Origin of the sequence: Listeria farberi (assembly GCF_014229295.1) — a bacterium.
GTDB classification, from domain to species: domain Bacteria; phylum Bacillota; class Bacilli; order Lactobacillales; family Listeriaceae; genus Listeria; species Listeria farberi.
The window spans coordinates 97,231-122,100 of record NZ_JAARZL010000003.1; the positions used below are offsets into that span (position 1 = coordinate 97,231).

The window sequence follows — 24,870 nt, forward strand, 5'->3', positions numbered from 1 at the left end:
TTACTTGGTCCTGTAGCTCAGTTGGGAGAGTATCACCTTGACATGGTGGGGGTCGCTGGTTCGAGACCAGTCGGGACCATTTAACAAAAAAAGCATTCCTTTGACGAAAAGGAATGCTTTTTTGATTTTATTTAAATAACTTACCTAACTTCTTAAACAACCCATCCTCAATGATATCAATACCGATACCCCAGTTACTTTTGAGGATTTCTTTATTAGCTTTAATATATTCTTCCAAGTCTTTACCTTTAATAGCAAGGTTATGATATGGACGATACTCTAAATAACAAGATGCACCATTTTTGTGGATTTTCTTCGTCATACGATGTTTCAAATACTTAGATTTAATGTCACATTCTTGACATGTGTAGCTCTCTTGTTGGTCAATTGACTTATCTGTCGTCAAATGTATCTCTGTTTTAATTTTATTCCGATCAATCCAATACGGGAAATCTTTATGGAAATGTTTTTCAGCAGTATCATCGATAAAGTTGCCATAGTTCCAGTAGTGTAAATAACGTTTTTTCTTTTCAACTTCATATGGATCCGTAATAGTCGCTTTATACACTATAGAAAGTTCATTTAAATCCTTATTATCTTCAACTATTTGAACAGAAGTATTACTAAAATGCTGTTCAATTTCATTTTCTTCAAAGTTTTTATACAGCGTCATACACTTATATGTTGTAAAATTGTAACGGCTGATAATCTCTTTATTAGACTCATTTTTAAACATATCACGCGATCCGTTCGCCATTCCTCCACGTAACTTTCTTTCAAAGACAACCTCAGCCACATTCCCTTTCACATCACAACGGAAAATTTCTTCCACAGCTGGCTCTTCATCTTCAAATGGTTCTTGTTTTTGTAATTCCGTACCAGCTTTAATTTCCAAATAATACATAAAACTATTTTTTTGACGATTAGCTAAAAATCCTTGGTCATTACTCATCGTCGCATCAACAAAGTAAACTTGACCTTCATGTGTTATTTTTAAAATCGCATGGTTAAAGTTGAATGGTGATGGCGTATAAACTGACAAGAATACATCACTATCATAGTTAACTAGAATAAGCTCCGAGTTCACGCCTAAATAGTCTAAAATCACTTTCAAAAGAACTGTTTTCGCTTTGCAGTCCCCTTGTTTTGTATTATAAGTTACTTCAGCAGCTTGCGGCTCGTGCCCATCCATCTCTGCTTCATTGTACAAATAGTACACTTCTTTTTGAACAAAATCGATGGCATGCTTGATTTTATGGTCTAAAGACGGAAGCGCATCTAACTCAGTCACTAAATCAGCCGCAAAATCAGCAAGATTTACTTGATAGAATTTTTGATAAATGTCACTGATTGTTTTGGTGATTTCCGGATACGTCTGCTCTGTAACAAAATCAATGAAAGGTACAATCTCAAGCTCTTTCGGGTCTTCTCCAATATAATTTTCTTTTTCAATTGTATAAGATTCATTATGCGGAACCATCACTTTATCTTTTTCTAAAATAGTGCCCGCTTCATCTCGGAAATAATGGAAATTCGCTTCTAATTTTTTCTCCGTTTCATTTTTCAATTCAAAACGGTATTTCCCGTATGCCCAGTAGGAATTTGGTGCCGAATAAATCCAGCGGAAAAAGTCATTTCGAATGCTGCTTTCTTCATATTTACGCTCGATTGTTGTCTCCATAATAAAAATATCGTTTAAATGTAAGTCGCGAATAAGCACCGTTACTTTTTTCTCATCATTAAAACTTGCTTGATTTTCATCACGCACATAGTCCAGTACTTTTACATTAATGTCATCCAACTTATCAATTACTTTACCCTCACGAACCACAGATAAAGTGTGAATATTTAATACTTCTTCTTCTGATAAAACAAAGCTTGTTTTAGCGGTCGAATTGAGCATATTTGGTTCATTTAATGTATATGCCATCGAAGTATAACTCGTACGCGAATTTGGTTTAGCCGTTTCTACAATATTACACCAGAAACAGTAATCACGTTCTTGCGCAATTTGTGCATCATAAAAAGTTTTATCTTGTGTCTTTAACCAAGAATCAATGTTTTCTTGTTTTGTTTCTGGAGAACTTAACTCTGGTTTGATAAAGTAATATTCTTTTGTCATTGTGTAATCTCCTTAACTATTTTAGATAACTTCATTCTAGCAATAACTAAATAGAACAAACAAGAGCAAATCTTTTGGATATAACAATTTTTGGTTTATCTACACTATTTAGTAAAAAATTCGACACATTTACTGCTAATTTCCATTTATCCATGAAAACAATTGCACATCTTGGTATACCTCACCAATTTTTTCATAATCTCGCAGTAAACCTTCCTTCGAAAAACCAAGCTTTTCTAACAATACTATAGAAGCTGTATTTCTTGGGTCTACTTTTGCTTCAATACGATGTAATTCAAAAGATTCTTTTCCCCATTCCATCAACGCTTTCACTGCTTCCGTCGCATAACCTCTTTTCCAAAAACGTGTCCCTAAATCATAGGCAATTTCTGCCCGATGGTTTTCATGATCAATGTAATTAAAGCCACATGTACCAATAATTTCCCCTGTTGCTTGCAAAATAATCACACAGCGAAGTGCTTTTCCTTCAATTTCTAATTGTCTCAGCATTCGAATCATTTCTTCTACAGGCTGCAAACTTTGAAAAGGTTCAATGTTCATATATCTAGTAACCGAATCATCCGACCAATAACCGAACAAAATTTCTGTATCAGCCAATGTCATTTCGCTTAAAAAAAGTCGTTCTGTTTTTATCATTTGCTTCCGATTTTCCATATGTTAACCCCCGCCTTTTTAATAAAAAAAGCTTATCAAATCTCCCTCTCAAAGTAAAATGTTTCACGTGAAACATATGCTCTTTCTTTATCATCAGAGTTATTAGGTTTATAATGAAAAATATCTCAAAAAGCTTCAAAAAGGAGAATGATTCATGGAACAGACGGATAAACGTAAAACTTTAGCACTTATTTCAATTATGCTTGGAGCTTTTATTTCATTATTAGATACAACCATTGTCAACGTTGCCCTACCCGATATTACGACTGCTCTACATGCTACAAGTGAAACAATTGAATGGGTTATTTCAGGTTATGCACTCGCTTTTGGCCTCGTTCTTATTTTAGCTGGTCGGCTTGGCGATAAATTTGGGCGAAAAAATATCTACATTATCGGGATTACGCTCTTTCTAATTATGAGTGTGACTGCAGGTTTCGCTAGTTCGGAAAATAGTCTCATTATTTCCCGGGTAATACAAGGACTTGCTGCCGGGTTATTTTTCCCACAAATCAATGCCACAATTATGGATATGTATTCTGGAAAAAGTCTTGGGAAAATTTTCGGAATTCTTGGCTCTGTTATTGGTGTAGGAACTGCTATCGGACCTCTTACAGGAGGACTTTTAATTGAACTTTTTGGAGCTACAAACGGTTGGCGCGCAGTTTTCTTCGTTAACGTACCTTTTGTGTTAGTAACACTTGTCTTAGCAATGCTTTATCTCCCTAAAAGAACTGTCTCCACGAAAAAAATCAGCTTCGATTTGCCTGGAGTTGGGCTACTGACAATCGCACTTTTACTATTACTTTTCCCACTTATTTCCAATGGTGCAAATGATTTTAAACCAATCGACTATCTTTTAATGGCGCTTTCTATCCCACTCTTCATCATTCTTTACAAATGGAGTGTTTATCAAGAAAAGAAAGGCAACCAACCATTAATTGCGCCAAACTTACTTAAAAACAATCAATTTGTCTCAGGAATGCTCTTATCTCTCGTATACTTTGCTGCATTTACTAGTATTTTCTTCGTTCTATCACTAACTTGGCAAACTGGTTTCAATCGTTCAGCTATTTTATCTGGACTTGCAATTAGTCCCTTTGCATTAGGTAGCGTACTGGCAGCGTCCAATAGTTACCGATTTATCCCGCTACTAGGAAGAAAACTGTTAATGCTAGGGGTCTCGCTTGTTATTGTCGGTCTTGGCACCGTCTCTATAGTTTTTCATCTCAATGACGGCGCTTTTTCTGCTTGGCTCTTATTCCTACCACTTTTCATTTCTGGGCTTGGTAGTGGTTTGACTATTGCACCATTGAATAGTTTTACCCTTTCCACAGTGACCGGTGTAGATCGCGGCGGAGCTAGTGGTATGTTTAATACAGCACAGCGAATTGGTTCATCCTTTGGGATTGCTGTGGTCGGTTCGGTCTTTTTCCGCACATTAGGAAATACAACAGCCACCTCAAAAGCAAGCGCCTTTTCAGACAGTTTGCAAATGAGTATGTACGTTAATATTTTTCTACTCATAGTTTGTTTCCTACTCATATTCCGCTTACCAAAAAATATCTAAAAAGAGACATGACTTTGCATTAAAGTCATGTCTCTTTTCTTATGCTAAATAGAAAACTTCTTTTAAATCTACCGCGACCGGGCTATGATTAGGATTTGATTTCATGATTGGAGCCATATATTCCCACCACTTTTGACAAATTTCCGTTTCTGCTATTTTGTCATAAACAGCTTTATTCTCAACTTCCACATAAGCAAATAACGTGTCCGTTTTTTCTTCTAAAAATATCGAATAGTTAGATGCTCCATGTGCTTTTAAGGCCTCTTTCATTTCTGGCCAAAGTTCATCATGTCTTTTTTTATATTCTTCTTGATTACCAGGATATAAATACATAATAGATGCCACTCGTTCCATTATTCTTACCTCCTAATTATTTAAATAACCGGCTTTTGCTTCAACGCCAAATCTTTCACCTAGTGCTTTCAATTGTTCATCTGTAATCGCTTGTTTAATACCGCCTTGTGACATCACAATAGTATAAACTTCTGCTGCTTTCTCGGCGGTTTCAATTAATCCAAATGTTTCATCCATTGATTGCCCCGCACCATAAATCCCGTGATGTGGCCAAACAATTAAACGATTTTCCTTCATTTTTTCAGATGTAGCTTCTCCAATTTCATTCGTACCAGGAACCAGCCAAGGAATAATCCCAACACCTTCTGGAAAAACGACTAAACATTCCGTACACATTTGCCACAAAGTTCTTGTAAATGCTCGTTCCGTTAGCTCGTGTGTAAATGTCATCGCGAGCAAATGCGTAGCGTGACAATGCATAATAACACGGTTTTCCGGATCAACAGAAAGTCTTGCAATATGACTCATAAAATGCGCTGGAAGTTCACTCGTTGGTAGTCCACCGTCTGTGTAGCCCCACAGCAAATGAACTGCTTTTCCATCTTCACTTACTTGAATTACACCTAAATTCACAGCTGGAGCTTCTTCAACATTTTTAAAATATTTGCCCGAACCAGTTACTAAGAAAAATTTACCAGCGAGCTTTTCACCATCAAAGTCCATTGGAATTGTGCGGATAATTTGCTTTACATCTAAGTATTCTGCAACTTCTTTTTCATCAAGCAAATAAGTGATATTGCCACCGTTTCTTTCGTCCCAGCCTAACCGATATAAATTTGAAGTAGTTTTTGCCATTTCCTTAATAAAAACAGCATCAAGTATATCCTTTGTCATCGTCACTATCTCCTATCTTTTTAGTAATACATCTTCTTCATAAGCTTTTACTTCTTTTAACCAGTCAAGGCCAACTGGGACACCATTAATTTCACAGAAGTAGTTCCATACATCGCCAAATGGAAAGTCTTTTAATTCTTCGGTAATTGCCATACGAGATGTAAAATCATTTTCCAGTTCCATTTCTTTCAAATCGGCTGTAGGTTCTAAAAGAGCTTTAAGCAATGATTTTTGGGTATTTCTAGTCCCAACAACCCATGCAGCAATCCGGTTGATTGTTGCGTCAAAGAAATCAAGACCAATATTTGTAATTCCAAGTAAATCATTGCGCACCAATTCCCGACCAATTTCAATTAATTCATCATCCATAATCACCACATGGTCACTATCCCAGCGGACCGGACGGCTCACATGCAACATTACACCTTTACTGAAAAGCGCCAAAGAAGACAATTTATTAGAAATAACTTCTGTTGGATGGAAATGTCCCGCATCTAAGCAAATCAGTTTATCTCGCGTAATTCCATAACCCATATAAAATTCATGCGAACCAACTGTATAAGCCTCTGCACCCAAACCAAACAATTTACTTTCTACAGCTTCTTGTGTATATTTTTCATCTAGTTTTTCTGCAAAAACTTCATCTAAAGCCTCCATCAAACGTTTTCTCGGGGTGTAGCGATCAATCGGACAATCTTTTATACCATCAGGCACCCAGAAATTATTAATACTTGTTTGGCCAAGTTCTTTTCCAAAATACTCGGAAATTTTCCGTGAACGTTTCCCGTGCTCTATCCAAAAATCACGCACTTCTTTATCGGGTGAAGCTAATGTGTAATTATCTTTAAACATTGGATGTGAAAAGAAAGTTGGATTGAAATCCAGACCCAAACCTTGCTCTTTCGCCCATTCTACCCATGGAGTAAAATGCTTAGGTTCAATTTCATTTAAATCTACTTTTTCATCTGTATCTACATAAATCGCGTGCAAATTAAGTTTATGTTTTCCAGGAATAAGTGAATAAGCTTTTTCCAAATCTTGGCGTAATTGTTTAGGAGTATGAGCAGCACCCGGATAATTCCCGGTCGCCATGATTCCACCAGTAAGTTCACCGTCCGGATTTAAGAAACCTTTAACATCATCACCTTGCCAACAATGCATCGAAATTTTAATGTCTTTAAGTGTTTCCAAGGCTTTTTCCGTATCAACGCCAATTGCTTGATAACGTTCTTTCGCCACTTGATATCGTTTACTAACTTCTGTTTCTTGTCCCATTCTAAAAGCCTCCTAATTAAATTCAAGTACCTTAGTAAATCTTTCTTTTATTTCCTCAAACCTCACATCGCCACAAGAAAATTCGCCAATTTCAAATGAATTTCGAATAATTTTTCTTCCCGCACGCATAGATTTGATTTCACCCTGATTAATCATTTGTACAACTAAATTTCCAATTGCTGTTGCTTCTGAAGGCCCCGCAAACACTTCTATCCCTGCAAGTTTAGCTGTTAATTGATTTAGCATAGCCACATTACTTCCACCACCGACAATATAAAGTTTTTCAATTTTCTTACCAGTAATTTCAGCCATTTTTTCTAATTCTAGCGCATAATAAAGCGCTAGGCTTCCATACACACAATTTGTCAGCTCACCAATCGTCTCTGGTACAGTTTGTCCAGTTTCTTGACAATACAATTTAATCTCATCCACCATGTTTTCCGGATTATTAAATCTCGCATCATTGACATTAATAATTTGCTTGAAATAAGGATAATTACTCGCTTCCTCAGCCATCTCAGCAAAACTATGCTGATAGTCGTCCATGCGCGCAATTTCTTGCACAATCCAAAGTCCCATAATGTTTTTTAAAAAGCGATAAGTTCCATATGCGCCCCATTCGTTCGTGTAATTTTCTTTAAAAGCTGCTTCGTTATTAATTGGCGCATTTAGTTCCATCCCTATTAGCGACCATGTTCCACTACTCAAGAATGCCCAATTTTCTCCTTCTGCCGGAGTTCCCACCACTGCCGAAGCTGTATCATGTGTTGCCACTGTTACTACATCACAATTAGGGATATCGTACATCTTGAGCCAATCTTCTTTTACTTCACCTAAATATGTCCCTGCATCCGTCAGTGGCGCAAATTTTTCCACATCAATGTTCAAATGCGAAAGTAAATCCTTATCAAATAATTGTTCTCGCAAGTTAAGCATTTGGGTAGTCGATGAATTTGTTGTTTCTGCCACCTTAACCCCCGTGAGCACATAACCAATATAATCAGGAATCAACAAAATTTTCTCCGCTCGTTCTAGCAAATCTCGCTCTTCCACATACAGCTGATATAGAGTATTTAATTCCATAAACTGAATACCTGTTTTTTTATAAATATATTCTCGTGGATACTCACTCGTTAAGTTCTGCACCGCATTTAACGTTCGTTTATCGCGGTAACTAATTGGGTCTGCCAACTTTTCTCCAGAATCCCCTATCAAAACATAGTCAACGCCCCACGTGTCAATACCAAGCACACATTCCGAAATTCCCAGTTGCTTAACTTTTTCCAAGCCAATAAAAATTTCCTGTATCAATTGATCAATTTCCCAGCGTTCATGCCCATCTCGGTACGTAAAGCCATTTTTAAAACGGTGAATTTCTTCTAATTGTAATTTTTCATTCACCAGTTTCCCTAGAATTAATCGACCACTTGATGCACCAATATCTACTGCAACATAATGTTTCACTGGTCTAGCTCCTTTTCTTTAATCAATTGTATTTCCGTAACGTTCCTTCGTAATATCATCAAGTGATCTGCCACGTGTTTTCGGCGCCCAGATTACACCGATTAAAAGCGACACTGTAAGTAAACCAATCATAATTGTCCCCGCCACAGTAAAGCCAAGATTTGCCAAGATTACTGGGAACACAATCGACCAGACACCTGTACTACCACGAACTAAGAAAAACATCACGCCTTGAACCCCACCACGATATTTTGTTGGAAAAAGTTCTGTTGACCAAAGTGCGTAAAAAGCTTGTGCACCAATCCCTGCTGAAATACCCCATAAAATAACAAATGTCCATAAACCAACCCAAGACATTCCAACAAAAGTAAGTACAACCCAAGAAGCAACTGCCATTAAAGCCCCTACAAAAAACAACCCACGATGACTTACTCGATCACCAAATTTAGCAAAGCCAAAGTATGTAGAAGCTGCTGTGAGTATCCATAATACAGCTTGCAATAAATTCGCTTGTGTATTAGAAAGACCACCGACCGTTTCATATACAAACGGCATAAAGAATCCCATTGCACCCGCTACTAAATTCCAAAACAAGTACACACCCACTAAGAAAAGTACTGATTTTACATTTACTATACTAGAAAATGCTGTTTTAAAAGGATGTTCCAAACGATTACCACTTTCTTTCAATTTCACTTGCTCCGCTTCCCAGTCCTTCGACTCCTCTAGTTTGCGCTGCAACTGCCAAGCAACAAACGCTACAATCAATAAAGATAAGAAAAGTAAGCGGTTACCTAAAAGTCCAAGTGGAGATACAATAATTCCTAAAGTAAAGATAATTGCTGGTCCACATGACCAAGCAAATTGAGATATACCAATATTTCTAGCTCTTATACTAGGATCCGCCATTTCAGAAATATATGTCCACGAAGCCGGCACCCCAGCCCCAACTGAAAGGCCTGTAACTAAAAATCCAATTAATAACATTGGGAAGTTCATTGCAAACATAATGATTGTAACCCCAAGCATATACACTAACATGTTATACGTATAAATAAATTTCCGTCCATATTTATCTGCTAAATGACCACCAATAAGCGCGCCAATTGCAGAACCAAACGCATTTGCACTCACCGCCCCAAGTAATCCCACTGCAAAACTGTTAAGTCCGAATTGTGTTGCCCATAAAGTTAGTCCACTTGCTCCCGCTACAATACATCCAGAATCTAAATAGTTCGTCAAAGATACTGCTATCGTTCCTTTTTTATTTGTACTCGATCCAGCCATTCTTTTAACCCTCCTACTCATTTTAGTTAAGCGCTTACTTTATATTAAACAATTAATGATTGCGCTTTACAATATCCTGTGTTTATAATTAAAGTATCAAATTTACAGAAGGAGATTGTGAAATGGAAGCGCTTAATAAAAAATTGTTCCGTCTAAATTCAAAAGAAAAAATTCAAAAAAGCACTGGTACTTTTGTCCCCGATTTACCCAATGGCTCCTTTTTAAAAGAGAACGGCAGCATGGAGTTATTAAACGATTATTTCTTCAAAAATAAAGACATTTATATAAGCAAACACAACCGATTTGCAGACTATCCGTACCATACACATCAATTTCTTGAACTAAATTATATGTATTCAGGAAGCTCTGAACAGATCATTGAAGGAAATAAAGAAACTTTACATGAAGGAGAACTTTTACTTTTAGATAGCGGCTGCCATCATTCCATCAAAGCAACAGGCGAAAATGACATTCTCATCAACATCCTTTTTCGTGACCAACAAATCAGCCTAGAATGGCTAACTAGTATTAAGAAAAAAAATAGCCTTCTATTCGACTTTCTTCTTCATTCCAGCGTAAGCGAGCAATCTTTAAAGAAATATATTATTTTTCAAAGTGCGCAAATTCCGCATATCCAACAAATTTTAAACCAAATTATCACAGAATATTTTCTAGAAGAAGAATTTTCATCACGAATTATCACTCTTTATTTACCAATTCTATTCACTGAACTGGTACGTAAATGCGATACATATTTAGCTGATGATCTTACTAACACACAATCAAGCACTACTTCCACCATGCTCGAAGTTATCAAGCTGATAGAATCCAACTATCGGACAATCACATTAACAAGTGCCGCCGATACATTAGGTTACAATAAAAATTATCTCAGTAACTTTATTAAAAAAAATACCAATTTTACTTTTACAGAACTAGTCAATAAACAAAAAATGCTCGCAGCAAATCTTTTAATCGAAACCACTTCCACTCCAATCGAGTTGATTATTGAAAAAGTTGGCTTTAGTAATAAGACTTACTTTTACTCCTTATACAAAAAAACATTTAATCTCTTACCCAATGAAGTGCGCAATAAAAAATAAGAGTACTGCATGAGTCGCAGTACTCTTTCTATTGTTTCACGTGAAACATTCTACTTATAAACAACCTCAAACTCTTCACAAACAACCAGAGCATCTTCTTCAAAAGGAATTCCAAGCTCCAGACATTCATTAGTAAAAAAGGAAGTATGTACTTTACGCCAATATTCCAGCGTCCGGTCTCCCTCTCCTTCTAAGTAAGCAAACGTTTCCGGCACTTCATTAAAAGGCATAATCGTTACACCTATTAACTTGATAATTCCCATCGCTTCTTCATTACCATCTAAAAGCACTACATGTGAACCAACAGATGGCATTGTTTCCCCGCCTTGATCATACCAATAGAACAAGCTACTCGTGCCGGTTTTTATTCCGTCAATAACAAGCCCACCAAGCTCATTCGCCATCTGAGCTGAGTTACCAAAAGCCCATGCCTCAAACTTATTGGAAATCATCGGATGCTCAGTTCGATATTTTTGCCACATTTCATGAACCGAATCTTTATAAACTACCACTTGATTCTCCTCCTAAAAAAAGACTGAGGTTCGTTAAAACCTCAGTCTAATAATTTATTTTCGAACTGGCTTAATCACAATATAGCGATAAGGGTCGCGTCCTTCAGAATGCGTTTCAATTTGTTCATTCTCGCTTAAAATAGCATGAATAATTTTTCTTTCAAATGAAGGCATTGGTTCTAAATGAACTGCACGTTTCGTTTTAAGCGCTTTATCTGCCATTTTATTTGCTAAAATTACTAACGTTTCATGACGTCTTTCACGATAATCCCCTACATTAACAATAATGTTTTTGTATTGGCTCGTTGTTTTATTCGCAATTAATTGTGTTAAGTATTGAAGAGCATTAAGGGTTTGACCATGTTTGCCGATTAACATACCTAGGCTATCACCTTTAATTTGCAACTTCACATCTTTACCAACTTCTTCAACATCAATCGTGATTACTGCACCCATCTTGGTAGCAACATCTAAAAGATAATCAATCGCTACTTGGATACCATCTTCTTTTTCAATTACTTTTACCATAGCTAGTCTTGAACCAATTCCGAAAATACCTTTTTTACCTTCATCTAAAACTTCAACTTCGACCTTGTCGCGTGTTGTTTCTAAAGTGGCTAATGCATTTTCGATTGCTTCTTCCACATTTGAGCCTTGCGCAGTTATATCTCTCACTTTCTTTTCTTACCTCCTTTTTTGGAAGCTTTCATGTTAGCTGCTTTTTTCTTCAAGCGTTCTTCTTCAAGTTGAGCAGCCGCCAGCGCCTCCTGTTCACGTTTGTTTTTAAAAGGATTATTTATTAAAAGTGTTTGGAATACGGTGAAAATGTTACCGATAATCCAGTATAGAGCAAGTGCAGAAGGTAAAGTAATACCCATAAATAGAATCATTACTGGCATGATATAAACAATCATCGCCATTGATTTATTTTGCTGTGTTTGCCCCATCATAGAAATTTTTGATGATAAGAATGTTGTTAATGCCGCAACAACCGGTAAGATGTAATATGGATCTGGATTTCCCAGTTGCATCCATAAGAATGAATCTGTTTTGATTTCTGCTGTTCTACTAATCGCTTGGTAAAATCCTAGTAGAATAGGCATTTGGATTAATAATGGTAAACAACCCATCATTGGATTTACGCTATTTTCTTGATATAGACGCATTGTTTCTTGTTGTAGTTTTTGTTTTGTTTCATTATCTTTAGACGAGTATTTTTCTTGTAGTTCTTTGATTTTCGGTTGTAAGTTTGTCATGGCCTTTTGGCTTTTCAGCTGTTTGATCATTAAAGGCATGATAAGTAGACGGATTAAAATTGTAACAACGATAATTCCGACTGCATAACTTCCACCGAATAAATCGGAAAACCAAGTAATAGTCCAGGACAATGGAAATACAATGTAGTGACTCCAAAATCCAGTTGATTCTGATGTAATTGGATCAGTTGAATAGCCACAACCCGAAAGCACAGCCATTAATCCGATTACAAGACTTGCGATGAGCAACTTCTGTTTGAATCGCTTTTTCTTCTTCAAATTGATGTAACCTCCAATTTCGCCTTTTTCAAATTTCCACTCATTTTGAATTGTTTGGTTTTTGCTTTAAAACACGCCCTACTTTTAAAACATGAATCAAACTTTTCTTCACTTCATGAAAATCCATATTGGCCGCCGGTTTTCTGGCGATGATAATATATTCATTTTCAGGATTGATTTGGCTTTCTAGTTCATGGAATGATTGTCTTATGTATCGTTTAATTCTATTCCGACAGACAGCGTTTCCAATTTTTTTACTAACCGATAAACCAATTCGAAAATGATTTGATCCTTCTTGCCTTAAAGTATATACAACAAATTGACGGTTAGCAAAAGATTTTCCTCTTCGGAATACTTTTTGGAAATCGTCATTTTTTTTAATTCTATATTTTTTTTTCATACATTCTCCATCTTCTTACATATCTTAGTATAAGGCCGTTTGACTCAGTGATTTTTCAAAAAAAAAACCACTGAGTCGTTTTCAGTGGTCTACGCAGATAAAACTTTTCTTCCTTTACGACGACGACTTGCTAAAACTCTACGTCCGTTTTTAGTACTCATACGCGTACGGAAACCATGTACTTTTTTTCTTTTACGTTTACTTGGTTGATATGTTCTTTTCATTAATTACACCTCCCATGAAAGGGTCCAATCGAATTTATCTATTAGACAGTCTTAGATATTGTACGTGAACTGGTCATTTTTGTCAATACTATTTAGACGAATTTCTATTTAGACTCCGTTCACTATCATATCATATTTTTATAGAGAGAAAAACCATTTTTCAAAATTTATTGAGTCAAATAGATATATTTTTCTCTAGTAGTATCTGGAATAATTATTTTACGTCCAGAAACCTCTACTAAATATCGTGCGAATTCACCAATTTTCTCAAATTCAGCCGGATATTCAAAAACTAGTTTCTCCTTTATTAAATAGTTATCAACGTAATGACTCGTTTCAGGCTGAAAAGATAGAAGTCCTTCAATAAAACGAATTACTTTGGTAAACTTTGGAATTTCCTGCTCTTCTTCTAAATCGGTAAAATGAAAAAACATCGTGTACACATGATTTTTTTTTATATTTACTGAAAAAGCTTCTTTATTTATATTACTTTTAGCAAATACTGTAAAATCATCAATTTCTGCTGGTTCCCGTTTGTCGTGAATAAGTAAATAACCAAACACATCATCAATATTCCCGTTTTGTATAACTCGATAAAACTCTGTATCTCTTGTTTTCAAAAGCCGTTGAAATATCATTTTTCACAACCTCATCTTTTGTCTTTTTTCGTATTCTGCTAAATAGTTTAACACATTGGCACAATGAATTCCTTTCCCAGAAAATGTGGATAAGTAGTTAATATAAGCTTTTTATTGTGGATAACCTTTTAATTAAGTTCAAACTTATACACAATTAGTGGTTACTTACACACATTGACTTGTGGATAATTAATTCTAACAATTTCGTTACAGATTTCTTTACACACAAGTTATACACAAGTTAACTAGCTGTGGACAACCGTTTTTCACATCTGGACAGTTTTGTGGATAGATTTTGTAAGTCCTTGCTATCAGAGTGATTTTCTGATATTATAATTCCTGTCGAATAGAAATATAGCTGGGGAAAAATAAAGTTATCCACAAAACAATTTCACTTTGTGGATAATTTTTTAACAGTGTTTGGATAACCTTATCCATGGCTTTTTCTATCTGTGGATAACTTTAGATCATCCATTTACTTTACATAAAAAAGGGGGGTTACTAGTGCAATCAATTGAAGACATCTGGCAGGAAACACTGCAAATCGTTAAAAAAAATATGAGTAAACCTAGTTATGACACATGGATGAAATCAACAACCGCTCATTCACTTGAAGGTAACACGTTTATTATTTCAGCGCCTAATAATTTTGTTCGCGATTGGTTAGAGAAGAGCTACACTCAATTTATCGCTAACATTTTACAAGAAATAACTGGTCGCTTATTTGATGTCCGCTTTATTGATGGCGAGCAGGAAGAAAACTTTGAATACACTGTTATCAAGCCAAATCCAGCATTAGATGAAGATGGCATTGAAATTGGAAAGCATATGCTTAATCCAAGATATGTTTTTGATACATTTGTCATTGGTTCAGGGAACAGATTTGCTCATGCAGCATCACTTGCAGTAGCCGAAGCACCAGCAAAAGCATATAACCCGCTTTTCATTTACGGCGGAGTTGGCCTCGGTAAAACACATTTAATGCATGCAGTTGGTCATTACGTTCAACAACATAAAGATAATGCCAAAGTAATGTATCTTTCCAGCGAAAAATTCACTAATGAGTTTATTAGCTCCATCCGAGATAATAAAACCGAAGAATTCCGTACAAAATACCGGAATGTCGACGTCTTACTTATTGATGATATTCAATTTTTAGCTGGTAAAGAAGGAACGCAAGAGGAATTTTTCCATACATTTAATACGCTTTATGACGAACAAAAACAAATTATTATTTCTAGTGACAGACCACCAAAAGAAATTCCTACACTGGAAGATCGGCTTAGATCCCGCTTTGAATGGGGCTTAATTACTGATATTACGCCACCAGACTTAGAGACACGGATCGCCATTTTACGTAAAAAAGCAAAAGCAGACGGACTTGATATTCCAAATGAAGTCATGCTTTACATTGCAAACCAAATTGATTCGAATATTCGCGAGTTAGAAGGCGCACTCATTCGAGTAGTTGCTTATTCTTCCCTCGTTAATAAAGATATAACAGCTGGACTTGCGGCTGAAGCTCTAAAAGATATTATCCCCTCTTCAAAATCACAAGTCATTACGATTAGTGGGATTCAAGAAACAGTCGGCGAATATTTCCATGTTCGCTTGGAAGATTTTAAAGCAAAAAAACGGACGAAAAGTATTGCTTTTCCCCGCCAAATCGCTATGTATCTTTCAAGAGAGCTTACAGATGCCTCATTACCAAAAATCGGTGATGAATTTGGTGGACGCGATCACACAACCGTCATCCATGCACACGAAAAAATATCGCAGCTACTAAAAACCGATCAAGTGTTGAAAAACGACCTTGCTGAAATTGAAAAAAATTTAAGAAAGTCACAAAATATGTTTTAATAGATCTGTGTATAATGTGGATAACTGGAACATACTTACCCACAAGTTATCAACATGTGGAAAACTCTATGTCGCATGGCTTACAACCTACTTATCCACAAATCCACAGCGCCTATTACTATTACTACGATTTTTTATTAATTAATTAAAGGTTTTTGAGATTTTACAAAATATAAAAAAATGGGGGATACTCATGAAATTTGTTATTGAGCGTAATCGTCTTGTCCAAGCAGTCAATGAAGTTACTCGTGCCATCTCTGCAAGAACAACGATTCCAATTCTAACGGGGATAAAAATAGTCGTAAATGATGAAGGTGTAACCCTTACTGGTAGTGATTCTGATATTTCTATCGAAGCATTTATTCCATTAATTGAAAATGATGAAGTAATTGTAGAAGTCGAAAGTTTTGGTGGTATTGTTCTTCAATCCAAGTACTTCGGAGATATCGTGCGTCGTTTACCTGAAGAAAATGTAGAAATTGAAGTTACAACAAATTATCAAACGAATATTAGTTCTGGCCAAGCATCCTTTACGTTAAACGGCTTAGATCCAATGGAATACCCAAAATTACCAGAAGTTACAGATGGTAAAAATATTAAAATTCCTATTAATGTCCTTAAAAACATTATTAGACAAACTGTTTTTGCTGTTTCTGCTATCGAAGTTCGCCCAGTACTTACTGGGGTAAACTGGATTATTAAAGATAACAAACTTAGCGCAGTTGCAACCGATAGTCATCGTTTAGCATTACGTGAAATTCCACTTGAAACAAACATTGATGAAGAATACAACATTGTTATTCCAGGAAAAAGCTTAGCTGAACTAAATAAAATTTTAGACGATGCAAGTGAATCCATTGAAATGACCCTTGCAAACAACCAAATTCTTTTTAAATTAAAAGATTTATTATTCTACTCTCGTTTACTTGAAGGTAGTTACCCAGATACATCACGCTTAATTCCAACTGATACTAAATCAGAACTTGTCATTAATTCCAAAGCATTTTTACAAGCGATTGATCGTGCTTCCCTACTTGCTCGCGAAAATCGTAATAACGTTATTAAATTAATGACACTCGAAAATGGTCAAGTAGAAGTATCCTCCAATTCTCCGGAAGTTGGGAATGTTTCTGAAAATGTCTTCAGCCAAAGCTTTACTGGCGAAGAAATTAAAATATCTTTTAACGGTAAATACATGATGGATGCCCTTCGTGCTTTCGAAGGTGATGATATTCAAATTTCCTTCTCTGGTACAATGAGACCTTTTGTACTTCGACCAAAAGATGCAGCCAATCCAAATGAAATTTTACAATTAATCACGCCGGTTAGGACTTACTAATCTCGCAAAAAAGCACATCCGTCTTGGTTTCAAGGCGGATTCTTTTTTGTTATAGTACAGTTTTTGGATAGAAATGTATATTTATGCAAATGGAGGTAATTCTTAGCATGATGAAAGATATGACAACAGGTAATCCGACAAAATTAATTTTTTTATTCGCAATGCCAATGTTGATTGGAAACTTATTTCAACAATTTTATACGATGATTGATGCAGTTATTGTTGGAAAATTTGTTAGTGTGGATGCGCTGGCTGCTGTTGGTGCGACAAATTCGGTCAATTTTTTTATGATTTCTTTGATTATTGGACTTATGAGCGGGATTTCCGTTGTAGTTGCGCAGTATTTTGGATTTAAAGATTATGATCGTTTGAAAGATGTTATTGCTACGGCGACTTATGCAGTGGTTTTTTCAGCGATTATTTTAACCGTTGCAGGAGTTTTACTTGCAAAGCCACTACTAATTTTACTTAGAACACCAGCTAATATTTTAGATGATTCTACTATTTTTTTAACCACCCTATTTATTGGGATTTTACCGATGAGTTTGTATAATGGGATGGCGGCGATACTTCGAGCACTAGGAAATTCGATTACACCACTGATTTTTTTAATTTTATCGTCTTTAATGAATATTGCATTAGATTTTTTATTTGTTGTTTATATGGATATGGGTGTGCGTGGTGCTGCTATTGCGACGGTGCTTTCTCAAACCGCAGCAGCAATCGCAGTTATTTACTATGCTTATCGTCATGTTCCATTCATGCGAATAGAGCGTGCAAAATTCAAGTTGTCCACCCCACTACTTAAAGAAATGGTGCGAATTGGTCTTCCTTCTGGGTTACAAGGATCCTTTATTTCTATCGGAAATATGGCCCTTCAAAGTTTAATTAATGGTTTTGGTTCATCGGTTGTGGCGGCTTACACGGCGGCGAGTCGAATTGATTCACTTACATATCAACCAGGAATCGCTTTCGGAGCGGCTTCCTCCATGTTTGCTGGTCAGAATATTGGAGCTGGAAAAATTGATCGTGTGCGCGAAGGCTTTTGGTCAGGAATTAAAGTAGTTACAGCTATCAGTATTGGAATTACAATTTTAGTTCAACTTTTTGCGCGTCAGTTTTTATTATTATTTGTAGATTCAAGTGAAACAGAAGTTATTAATATTGGTGTGAGTTACTTACTTATAGTGTCGCTATTTTACGTCGTTGTAGGGATTTTATTTGTTGTAAGAGAAACGCTGCGTGGCACTGGAGATGCTATGGTACCTTTAGCAATGGGGATTTTTGAGTTAGTTTCTAGGCTTGCTATCGGATTTATTTTATCCCTTTATATTGGTTATGTTGGGCTTTGGTGGGCGACCCCAGTGGCTTGGATTACTGCGACGATGCTCGGAGTATGGCGATATAAATCAGGAGCCTGGCAAAAAAAAGCAGTTATCCGACGAAAATAGCAATTTAAAATAAAAAACGCCACAGAAGCTCATATTTTCTTTTTTTGAATAAATAATATCCCCCCATTAGTTTTACTAAAAAAAGCTGAAAAACGAATATATGAAAATATTCTTTGTATTATTGGCAAAACTTTAGTAAAATAGAAGGTAGTGATAAAAAAAGATTGGGCGTGAAATTTTTGGCTGAAACAGTAAAGATAAATAGTGAGTTCGTAACGCTTGGTCAACTTTTACAAATGATTGATGTAGTTTCAACTGGAGGAATGGCAAAAGCGTACCTTAGTGAAAATACGATTTACATCAACGGAGAAGAAGATAATCGCCGGGGGAAAAAGCTTCGTAATGGTGATATAATCTTAGTTCCTGGTGTTGGAAAAGTAAAAATTGAGCAAGGATAATAGCAGATGCATTTAGAAAGCATTGTTTTAAGAAATTTCCGTAATTATGAAAACTTAGAACTAGAATTTTCCCCGTCTGTGAATGTTTTCCTTGGAGAGAATGCACAAGGTAAAACCAACCTTTTGGAAGCTGTATTAATGCTTGCTCTTGCAAAATCACATCGGACAACCAATGATAAAGATTTTATTATGTGGGAAAAAGAAGAAGCCAAAATGGAAGGGCGAATAGTAAAGCGCGGGCAAACAGTGCCTTTAGAGCTTGCTATCACTCAAAAAGGCAAGCGAGCTAAGGTCAACCATCTGGAACAAAAGAAACTAAGTCAATATGTTGGTAATTTAAACGTGGTTATTTTTGCCCCAGAAGATTTATCGCTTGTGAAAGGTGCTCCAGGAGTTAGGCGCCGATTTTTAAATATGGAAATTGGCCAGATGCAGCCGATTTATTTGCATAATTTGAGTGAGTATCAGCGGATCTTACAGCAACGAAATCAATATTTGAAGATGTTACAAATGAAACGCAAAGTTGATCCAATGTTGCTGGATATTTTAACAGAGCAATTTGCAGATGTCGCTATTAACTTGACGAAAAGACGAGCTGATTTTATTCAAAAATTAGAGGCATATGCAGCGCCGATTCATCACCAAATTTCACGAGGATTAGAAACGCTTAAAATCGAATATAAAGCTTCTGTTGTGTTAAATGGAGAGAACCCTGACACATGGAAAGCGGATTTACTTCAAAAAATGGAATCAATCAAACAAAGAGAAATCGACCGTGGTGTCACACTTATCGGGCCACATCGGGATGATTCTCTGTTTTATATTAATGGGCAAAATGTACAAGATTTTGGTTCGCAAGGCCAGCAACGGACAACAGCGCTTTCTGTAAAATTAGCAGAAATTGACCTAATTCATGAAGAAACTGGGGAATATCCGGTTCTGCTTCTTGACGATGTACTTAGTGAACTGGATGATTACCGTCAATCGCATTTGCTCGGGGCTATTGAAGGGAAAGTACAAACCTTTGTAACAACCACAAGTACGAGCGGAATCGATCATAATACGCTCAAACAAGCAACGACATTTTATGTAGAAAAAGGTACAGTAAAAAAATCCTAATTTAGGTTAATATAATTTGATGAATAAGAAAGTGCGGTGGAATAATTAATGTCAGAAGAAAATATCACAAATGTACATGAAAATGCTTCAGATTATAACGAAGATCAAATACAAGTACTAGAAGGTCTAGAAGCTGTAAGAAAAAGACCTGGTATGTATATTGGTTCAACTAGCCAACGTGGGCTCCATCACCTTGTATGGGAAATTGTTGATAATGCAATTGACGAGGCTCTTGCTGGTTTCTGTACAGAAATTGAAATTACAATTGAAGCTGATAATAGCATTACTGTTCGCGATAATGGACGCGGAATTCCAACTGGGATTAACGAAAAAATTGGTCGCCCAACAGTAGAAGTAATCTTTACGGTTCTTCATGCTGGTGGTAAATTTGGCGGCGGCGGATATAAAGTATCTGGTGGACTTCACGGAGTTGGTGCATCGGTAGTTAACGCTCTGTCAACTTCTCTTGAGGTATACGTTCACCGTGAAGGTCAAAAATATTACCAACGTTTTGAACGCGGTGATGTAGTGATGGATATGGAAGTACAAGGTGAAACAGATTACCGTGGAACTATTGTTCACTTTACGCCAGATCCGCAAATTTTCACTGAAACAACAGAATTTGATTTTGATACGCTTCGTACTCGTACACGCGAACTTGCTTTCTTGAATCGTGGTTTAACAATTTCGATTGAAGATAAACGTGAAGAGCACAAAGTTCGTAAAGATTTCCACTATGAAGGCGGAATTCGTTCTTATGTGGAGCATTTAAATAAAGCAAAAGATGTTATTCATGAGCCACCAATATATTTGGAAGGTGAACGTGATGACATTATGGTTGAGATTTCCATGCAATATAATACTGGATTCTCAAGCAATATTATTTCATTTGCGAACAATATCCACACGTATGAAGGCGGAACTCATGAATCTGGATTTAAAACAGCATTAACACGTGTTATTAATGACTATGCGCGCCGTAATAAAGTATTTAAAGATAGTGATGACAACCTTTCTGGTGAAGATGTACGTGAAGGCTTAACAGCGATTATTTCCATCAAACATCCGGATCCACAGTTTGAAGGACAAACAAAAACAAAACTTGGAAATTCAGAAGCTCGTTCTATCACGGATAAGCTGTTTTCTGAGGCTTTAAATAAATTTATGATGGAAAACCCAGACGTAGCTAAAAAAATCGTTGAGAAGGGCGTTGTGGCTTCTCGTGCACGTCTGGCTGCTAAGCGCGCCCGTGAAGTTGCTCGTAAAAGCAGTGGTTTAGAAATTTCTAGTTTACCTGGTAAATTAGCTGACTGTTCTTCACGGAACCCTGAAATTAGTGAACTTTACATTGTTGAGGGTGACTCAGCTGGTGGTTCAGCTAAACAAGGTCGTGACCGTTTATTCCAAGCGATTTTGCCAATTCGTGGTAAAATTTTGAACGTGGAAAAAGCTCGTTTAGACCGTATTTTAGCTAACGAAGAAATTCGAACTATTTTTACAGCGATGGGTACCGGTTTTGGAGGAGATTTTGATGTTTCTAAATCTCGATACCACAAATTAATTATTATGACTGATGCCGACGTTGATGGTGCACATATTCGTACATTACTTCTTACGCTATTTTATCGTTATATGCGTCCTCTGCTTGATGCAGGTTATATTTATATTGCACAACCACCGCTTTATCAAATTAAGCATGGTAAACAAATCGAGTACGTATATAGTGACGGACAATTAGAAGATTATCTAGCAAGCCTTGATGGAGACACTAAATACAGCATTCAACGATATAAAGGTCTTGGAGAAATGAACCCAGAACAACTTTGGGATACAACCATGAATCCAGAACACCGTACACTACTTCAAGTGAATATCAAAGACGCTATTGATGCCGATGAAACTTTTGAAATGTTGATGGGTGACCGCGTGGAACCTCGTCGTAAATTCATTGAAGACAACGCGCAATACGTTAAAAACTTGGATGTTTAATAAATATTTCCCGGGTAATATTTGGGCTATTAATTGTTTTTAAAAGGTATGAACTAGATTCAGCCTTACTTTTGAAAGGGAGGTTTCTCTAACAATGGCAGAAACACCAAATCAACGAATAACAGAGATAAACTTAAATAAAGAAATGCGGACATCATTCTTAGACTATGCGATGAGTGTAATTGTTGCCCGCGCCCTACCAGATGTTCGTGACGGATTAAAACCAGTTCACCGTCGTATTCTATATGCGATGAATGACTTAGGTATGACTTCTGATAAAGCGTACAAGAAATCAGCGCGTATTGTTGGGGAAGTTATTGGTAAGTATCACCCCCACGGCGATACAGCGGTTTATTTTACAATGGTTCGGATGGCGCAAGATTTTAGTTACCGTAATATGCTAGTTGATGGACATGGTAACTTTGGTTCGGTCGATGGTGATATGGCAGCAGCAATGCGTTATACAGAAGCTCGTATGTCAAAAATTTCGATGGAACTACTTCGTGATATTAACAAAGACACCATTGATTACGCTGATAACTATGATGGTTCTGAACGTGAGCCAGTTATTTTACCGGCGCGTTTTCCTAACTTACTTGTCAATGGTTCGTCAGGTATTGCGGTTGGTATGGCTACGAATATTCCTACTCATCATCTGGGTGAAGTAATTGACGGCGTTTTAGCGCTTAGTCATGATCCAGAAATTACTATTCGTGATTTAATGGAATATATCCCAGGCCCTGACTTCCCAACTGCTGGGATGATCATGGGACGCAGTGGAATCCGTCGCGCTTATGAAAGTGGCCGTGGTTCGATTACTGTTCGTGGTCGTGTCGATATTGAAGAAAAGAAAAATGGTAAAGAAACCATCGTAATTACCGAAATTCCTTACCAAGTGAATAAAGCGCGCCTAGTTGAGCGTATTGCTGAATTAGCTCGTGAGAAAAAAATCGATGGTATCACTTCCCTAAATGATGAGTCTGACCGTTCAGGAATGCGGATTGTTATTGAAGTTCGTCGTGATATTAGTGCAAGTGTTATCGTGAATAATTTATTCAAAATGACAGCACTTCAAACTACTTTTGGTATTAATATGCTCGCACTGGTCGATAACCATCCAAAAGTACTTAATTTAAAAGAAATACTTTATCATTATTTAGAACATCAAAAAGTAGTTATTCGACGCCGTACGGAATTTGAGCTTCGTAAAGCAGAAGCACGCGCTCATATTTTAGAAGGTTTACGAATTGCACTTGATAACATTGACGCGATTATTAAATTAATTCGTGGATCAAAAACTTCCGATGTTGCTAAAGAGGGCTTGATGACACAGTTCAACCTTTCTGATAAACAAGCGCAAGCCATTTTAGACATGCGTTTGCAACGTTTAACAGGTTTAGAACGTGAAAAAATTGAAGAAGAATATCAAAACTTAGTGGCATTAATTAACGATTTAAAAGCTATTTTAGCTGATGATGAACGTATTCTTGAAATTATTCGTGAAGAATTAGAAGAAATCAAAGTTAAATATGCGGATAAACGTCGTACAGAAATCTTGGCTGGTGATTTAGTGAGCCTTGAAGATGAAGACTTAATCCCTGAAGAAGAAGTGGCGATTACGCTAACTAAACGTGGCTATATTAAACGTTTGCCACTGTCGACGTATCGTAGTCAACGTCGTGGTGGTCGTGGTATTCAAGGAATGTCTACACATGAAGATGACTTCGTAGAACACCTTGTCGCAACGAGCACGCATGATACATTACTATTTTTCACTAATACGGGTAAAGTTTATCGTTCAAAAGGTTATGAAGTGCCTGAATACGGTCGTACCGCGAAAGGTATCCCAATCATCAACTTACTTGGAATCGAAAGCCAAGAACAAGTGAATGCGGTGATAAATCTATCCGAATTCACTGATGACAGCTACCTATTCTTCACTACTAAACATGGTGTTGTGAAGCGTACAACCCTTTCTCAATTTGCGAAAATCCGTCAAAGTGGTCTTCGTGCTGTAGAACTTCGCGAAAACGATGAACTAATTTCCGTTCAAATGACAGATGGTACTAAAAACATGATTATCGCAACGAAACATGGACAATCTATCTACTTCCCAGAAGAAAATATTCGCGTAATGGGCCGTACAGCTGCCGGTGTCCGTGGTATTAGACTTCGTGAAGATGATGAAGTTATTGGTATGGAAGTACTTGAAGATAATGAAAAAGTACTCGTTGTAACAGAAAAAGGATATGGTAAACAAACCCCAGCTTCCCAATATCCACTTCGTAATCGTGGTGGTATGGGTGTTAAAACTGTTACAATTACAGAGAAAAATGGTAATTTAGTAGCAATGAAAACTGTTACTGGTGAAGAGGACTTAATGCTAATGACCGTGAGTGGTGTATTAATTCGTTTTGAAATCGATACTGTTTCTCAAACTGGTCGTAGTGCAATGGGTGTTAAACTCATTCGTCTTGATGAGGATGAAAAAGTAGCCACTGTTGCAAAAGTGCCAAAAGAAGAAGATGAAGTAGAGCTTGAGGAAGAAATTGACGAAACATTAATCACACAAGTTCCTGATGAAAGTTTTGAAGATACCCCTGGAAGCGATATAGAAGAATAAAACGAAGCTGGAAATGACTCTAATTTACGAATTAGAACGATTTTCCAGCTTTTTTTAATGCAAAAAGCGCTTTTTGATTATATTTTATGTATAATATCCTT

General features: G+C 36.6%; 22 protein-coding genes and 1 tRNA gene. 10 read left to right on the plus strand and 13 right to left on the minus strand.

Annotated elements, in window-relative coordinates:
* The first annotated feature begins 6 nt into the window (after window positions 1-6).
* A tRNA-Val gene (locus HCB38_RS09830) sits at window positions 7-79 on the plus strand.
* A 48-nt stretch (window positions 80-127) separates the two neighbouring features.
* Here HCB38_RS09830 and HCB38_RS09835 read toward each other — a convergent pair.
* Both HCB38_RS09835 and HCB38_RS09840 read right to left on the minus strand, forming a co-directional pair.
* The gene (locus HCB38_RS09835) at window positions 128-2,122 is read right to left on the minus strand and encodes a DUF3857 domain-containing protein (protein ID WP_185619206.1); all 1,995 of its coding nucleotides are present in this window, start codon (window positions 2,120-2,122) and stop codon (window positions 128-130) included.
* Window positions 2,123-2,257: 135 nt separating this feature from the next.
* On the minus strand, window positions 2,258-2,797 hold the full coding sequence (locus tag HCB38_RS09840; RefSeq protein ID WP_185619208.1) for a GNAT family N-acetyltransferase: 540 nt from the start codon (window positions 2,795-2,797) through the stop codon (window positions 2,258-2,260).
* 154 nt (window positions 2,798-2,951) lie between these two features.
* Here HCB38_RS09840 and HCB38_RS09845 point away from each other — a divergent pair, with 154 nt between their 5' ends.
* Window positions 2,952-4,364, plus strand: a complete 1,413-nt coding sequence (locus HCB38_RS09845) for an MFS transporter (RefSeq protein ID WP_185319630.1) — start codon at window positions 2,952-2,954, stop codon at window positions 4,362-4,364.
* Between the two features lie 39 nt (window positions 4,365-4,403).
* Here the strand turns inward: HCB38_RS09845 and rhaM are convergent, their stop codons facing one another.
* The 5 genes from rhaM to HCB38_RS09870 are packed head-to-tail and all read right to left on the minus strand — an operon-like array spanning window position 4,404 to window position 9,578.
* Window positions 4,404-4,718, minus strand: coding sequence for an L-rhamnose mutarotase (gene rhaM / locus HCB38_RS09850; RefSeq protein WP_185619210.1), 315 nt, complete (start codon window positions 4,716-4,718; stop codon window positions 4,404-4,406).
* A gap of 12 nt (window positions 4,719-4,730) precedes the next feature.
* Entirely contained in the window at window positions 4,731-5,552 is an 822-nt protein-coding gene (gene rhaD, locus HCB38_RS09855; protein WP_185319628.1) for a rhamnulose-1-phosphate aldolase, read from the minus strand.
* Window positions 5,553-5,564: 12 nt separating this feature from the next.
* Window positions 5,565-6,827, minus strand: coding sequence for an L-rhamnose isomerase (rhaA, locus tag HCB38_RS09860; RefSeq protein WP_185619214.1), 1,263 nt, complete (start codon window positions 6,825-6,827; stop codon window positions 5,565-5,567).
* 12 nt (window positions 6,828-6,839) lie between these two features.
* Window positions 6,840-8,291: a rhamnulokinase gene (gene rhaB, locus HCB38_RS09865; protein WP_185619216.1), complete on the minus strand. Its 1,452-nt coding sequence runs from the start codon at window positions 8,289-8,291 to the stop codon at window positions 6,840-6,842.
* An 18-nt stretch (window positions 8,292-8,309) separates the two neighbouring features.
* Window positions 8,310-9,578, minus strand: a complete 1,269-nt coding sequence (locus tag HCB38_RS09870) for an MFS transporter (RefSeq protein WP_185638397.1) — start codon at window positions 9,576-9,578, stop codon at window positions 8,310-8,312.
* A 122-nt stretch (window positions 9,579-9,700) separates the two neighbouring features.
* Between HCB38_RS09870 and HCB38_RS09875 the strand changes: the two genes are divergently transcribed.
* A complete protein-coding gene (locus tag HCB38_RS09875) occupies window positions 9,701-10,681 on the plus strand; it encodes a helix-turn-helix domain-containing protein (protein ID WP_185638399.1) in 981 nt (326 codons plus the stop codon).
* 50 nt (window positions 10,682-10,731) lie between these two features.
* Here the strand turns inward: HCB38_RS09875 and HCB38_RS09880 are convergent, their stop codons facing one another.
* The 6 genes from HCB38_RS09880 to HCB38_RS09905 form a co-directional block, all read right to left on the minus strand.
* Window positions 10,732-11,193 (minus strand): ASCH domain-containing protein, encoded by a 462-nt coding sequence (locus HCB38_RS09880; RefSeq protein WP_185607957.1) that lies wholly within the window; start codon window positions 11,191-11,193, stop codon window positions 10,732-10,734.
* 54 nt (window positions 11,194-11,247) lie between these two features.
* Window positions 11,248-11,868, minus strand: a complete 621-nt coding sequence (gene jag / locus HCB38_RS09885) for an RNA-binding cell elongation regulator Jag/EloR (RefSeq protein ID WP_185319622.1) — start codon at window positions 11,866-11,868, stop codon at window positions 11,248-11,250.
* Complete coding sequence (gene yidC, locus HCB38_RS09890; protein WP_185319621.1) at window positions 11,865-12,728, minus strand: membrane protein insertase YidC; 864 nt, start codon at window positions 12,726-12,728, stop codon at window positions 11,865-11,867. The genes jag and yidC overlap by 4 nt, the downstream gene beginning before the upstream one ends.
* 40 nt (window positions 12,729-12,768) lie before the next feature.
* On the minus strand, window positions 12,769-13,128 hold the full coding sequence (rnpA, locus tag HCB38_RS09895) for a ribonuclease P protein component (RefSeq protein ID WP_185607958.1): 360 nt from the start codon (window positions 13,126-13,128) through the stop codon (window positions 12,769-12,771).
* Window positions 13,129-13,217: 89 nt separating this feature from the next.
* Window positions 13,218-13,352 carry a 50S ribosomal protein L34 gene (rpmH, locus tag HCB38_RS09900; protein ID WP_003718062.1) on the minus strand — a complete coding sequence of 45 codons (135 nt, stop codon included), beginning with the start codon at window positions 13,350-13,352 and terminating at the stop codon, window positions 13,218-13,220.
* A 167-nt stretch (window positions 13,353-13,519) separates the two neighbouring features.
* Window positions 13,520-13,990, minus strand: a complete 471-nt coding sequence (locus HCB38_RS09905) for a hypothetical protein (RefSeq protein WP_185319619.1) — start codon at window positions 13,988-13,990, stop codon at window positions 13,520-13,522.
* Window positions 13,991-14,494: 504 nt separating this feature from the next.
* Here HCB38_RS09905 and dnaA point away from each other — a divergent pair.
* The 7 genes from dnaA to gyrA all read left to right on the plus strand — a co-directional run bounded on the left by dnaA (window position 14,495) and on the right by gyrA (window position 24,769).
* Window positions 14,495-15,850, plus strand: coding sequence for a chromosomal replication initiator protein DnaA (dnaA, locus tag HCB38_RS09910; protein ID WP_003759425.1), 1,356 nt, complete (start codon window positions 14,495-14,497; stop codon window positions 15,848-15,850).
* 193 nt (window positions 15,851-16,043) lie between these two features.
* Window positions 16,044-17,189: a DNA polymerase III subunit beta gene (gene dnaN / locus HCB38_RS09915; RefSeq protein ID WP_185638401.1), complete on the plus strand. Its 1,146-nt coding sequence runs from the start codon at window positions 16,044-16,046 to the stop codon at window positions 17,187-17,189.
* A gap of 107 nt (window positions 17,190-17,296) precedes the next feature.
* The gene (locus tag HCB38_RS09920) at window positions 17,297-18,640 is read left to right on the plus strand and encodes an MATE family efflux transporter (protein WP_185319617.1); all 1,344 of its coding nucleotides are present in this window, start codon (window positions 17,297-17,299) and stop codon (window positions 18,638-18,640) included.
* Between the two features lie 179 nt (window positions 18,641-18,819).
* Entirely contained in the window at window positions 18,820-19,038 is a 219-nt protein-coding gene (gene yaaA / locus HCB38_RS09925) for a S4 domain-containing protein YaaA (RefSeq protein ID WP_185319616.1), read from the plus strand.
* A 6-nt stretch (window positions 19,039-19,044) separates the two neighbouring features.
* The gene (recF, locus tag HCB38_RS09930) at window positions 19,045-20,157 is read left to right on the plus strand and encodes a DNA replication/repair protein RecF (protein ID WP_185607960.1); all 1,113 of its coding nucleotides are present in this window, start codon (window positions 19,045-19,047) and stop codon (window positions 20,155-20,157) included.
* Between the two features lie 48 nt (window positions 20,158-20,205).
* The gene (gyrB, locus tag HCB38_RS09935) at window positions 20,206-22,146 is read left to right on the plus strand and encodes a DNA topoisomerase (ATP-hydrolyzing) subunit B (protein ID WP_185319614.1); all 1,941 of its coding nucleotides are present in this window, start codon (window positions 20,206-20,208) and stop codon (window positions 22,144-22,146) included.
* Window positions 22,147-22,240: 94 nt separating this feature from the next.
* On the plus strand, window positions 22,241-24,769 hold the full coding sequence (gene gyrA / locus HCB38_RS09940) for a DNA gyrase subunit A (RefSeq protein ID WP_185638403.1): 2,529 nt from the start codon (window positions 22,241-22,243) through the stop codon (window positions 24,767-24,769).
* Window positions 24,770-24,870: the final 101 nt, after the last annotated feature.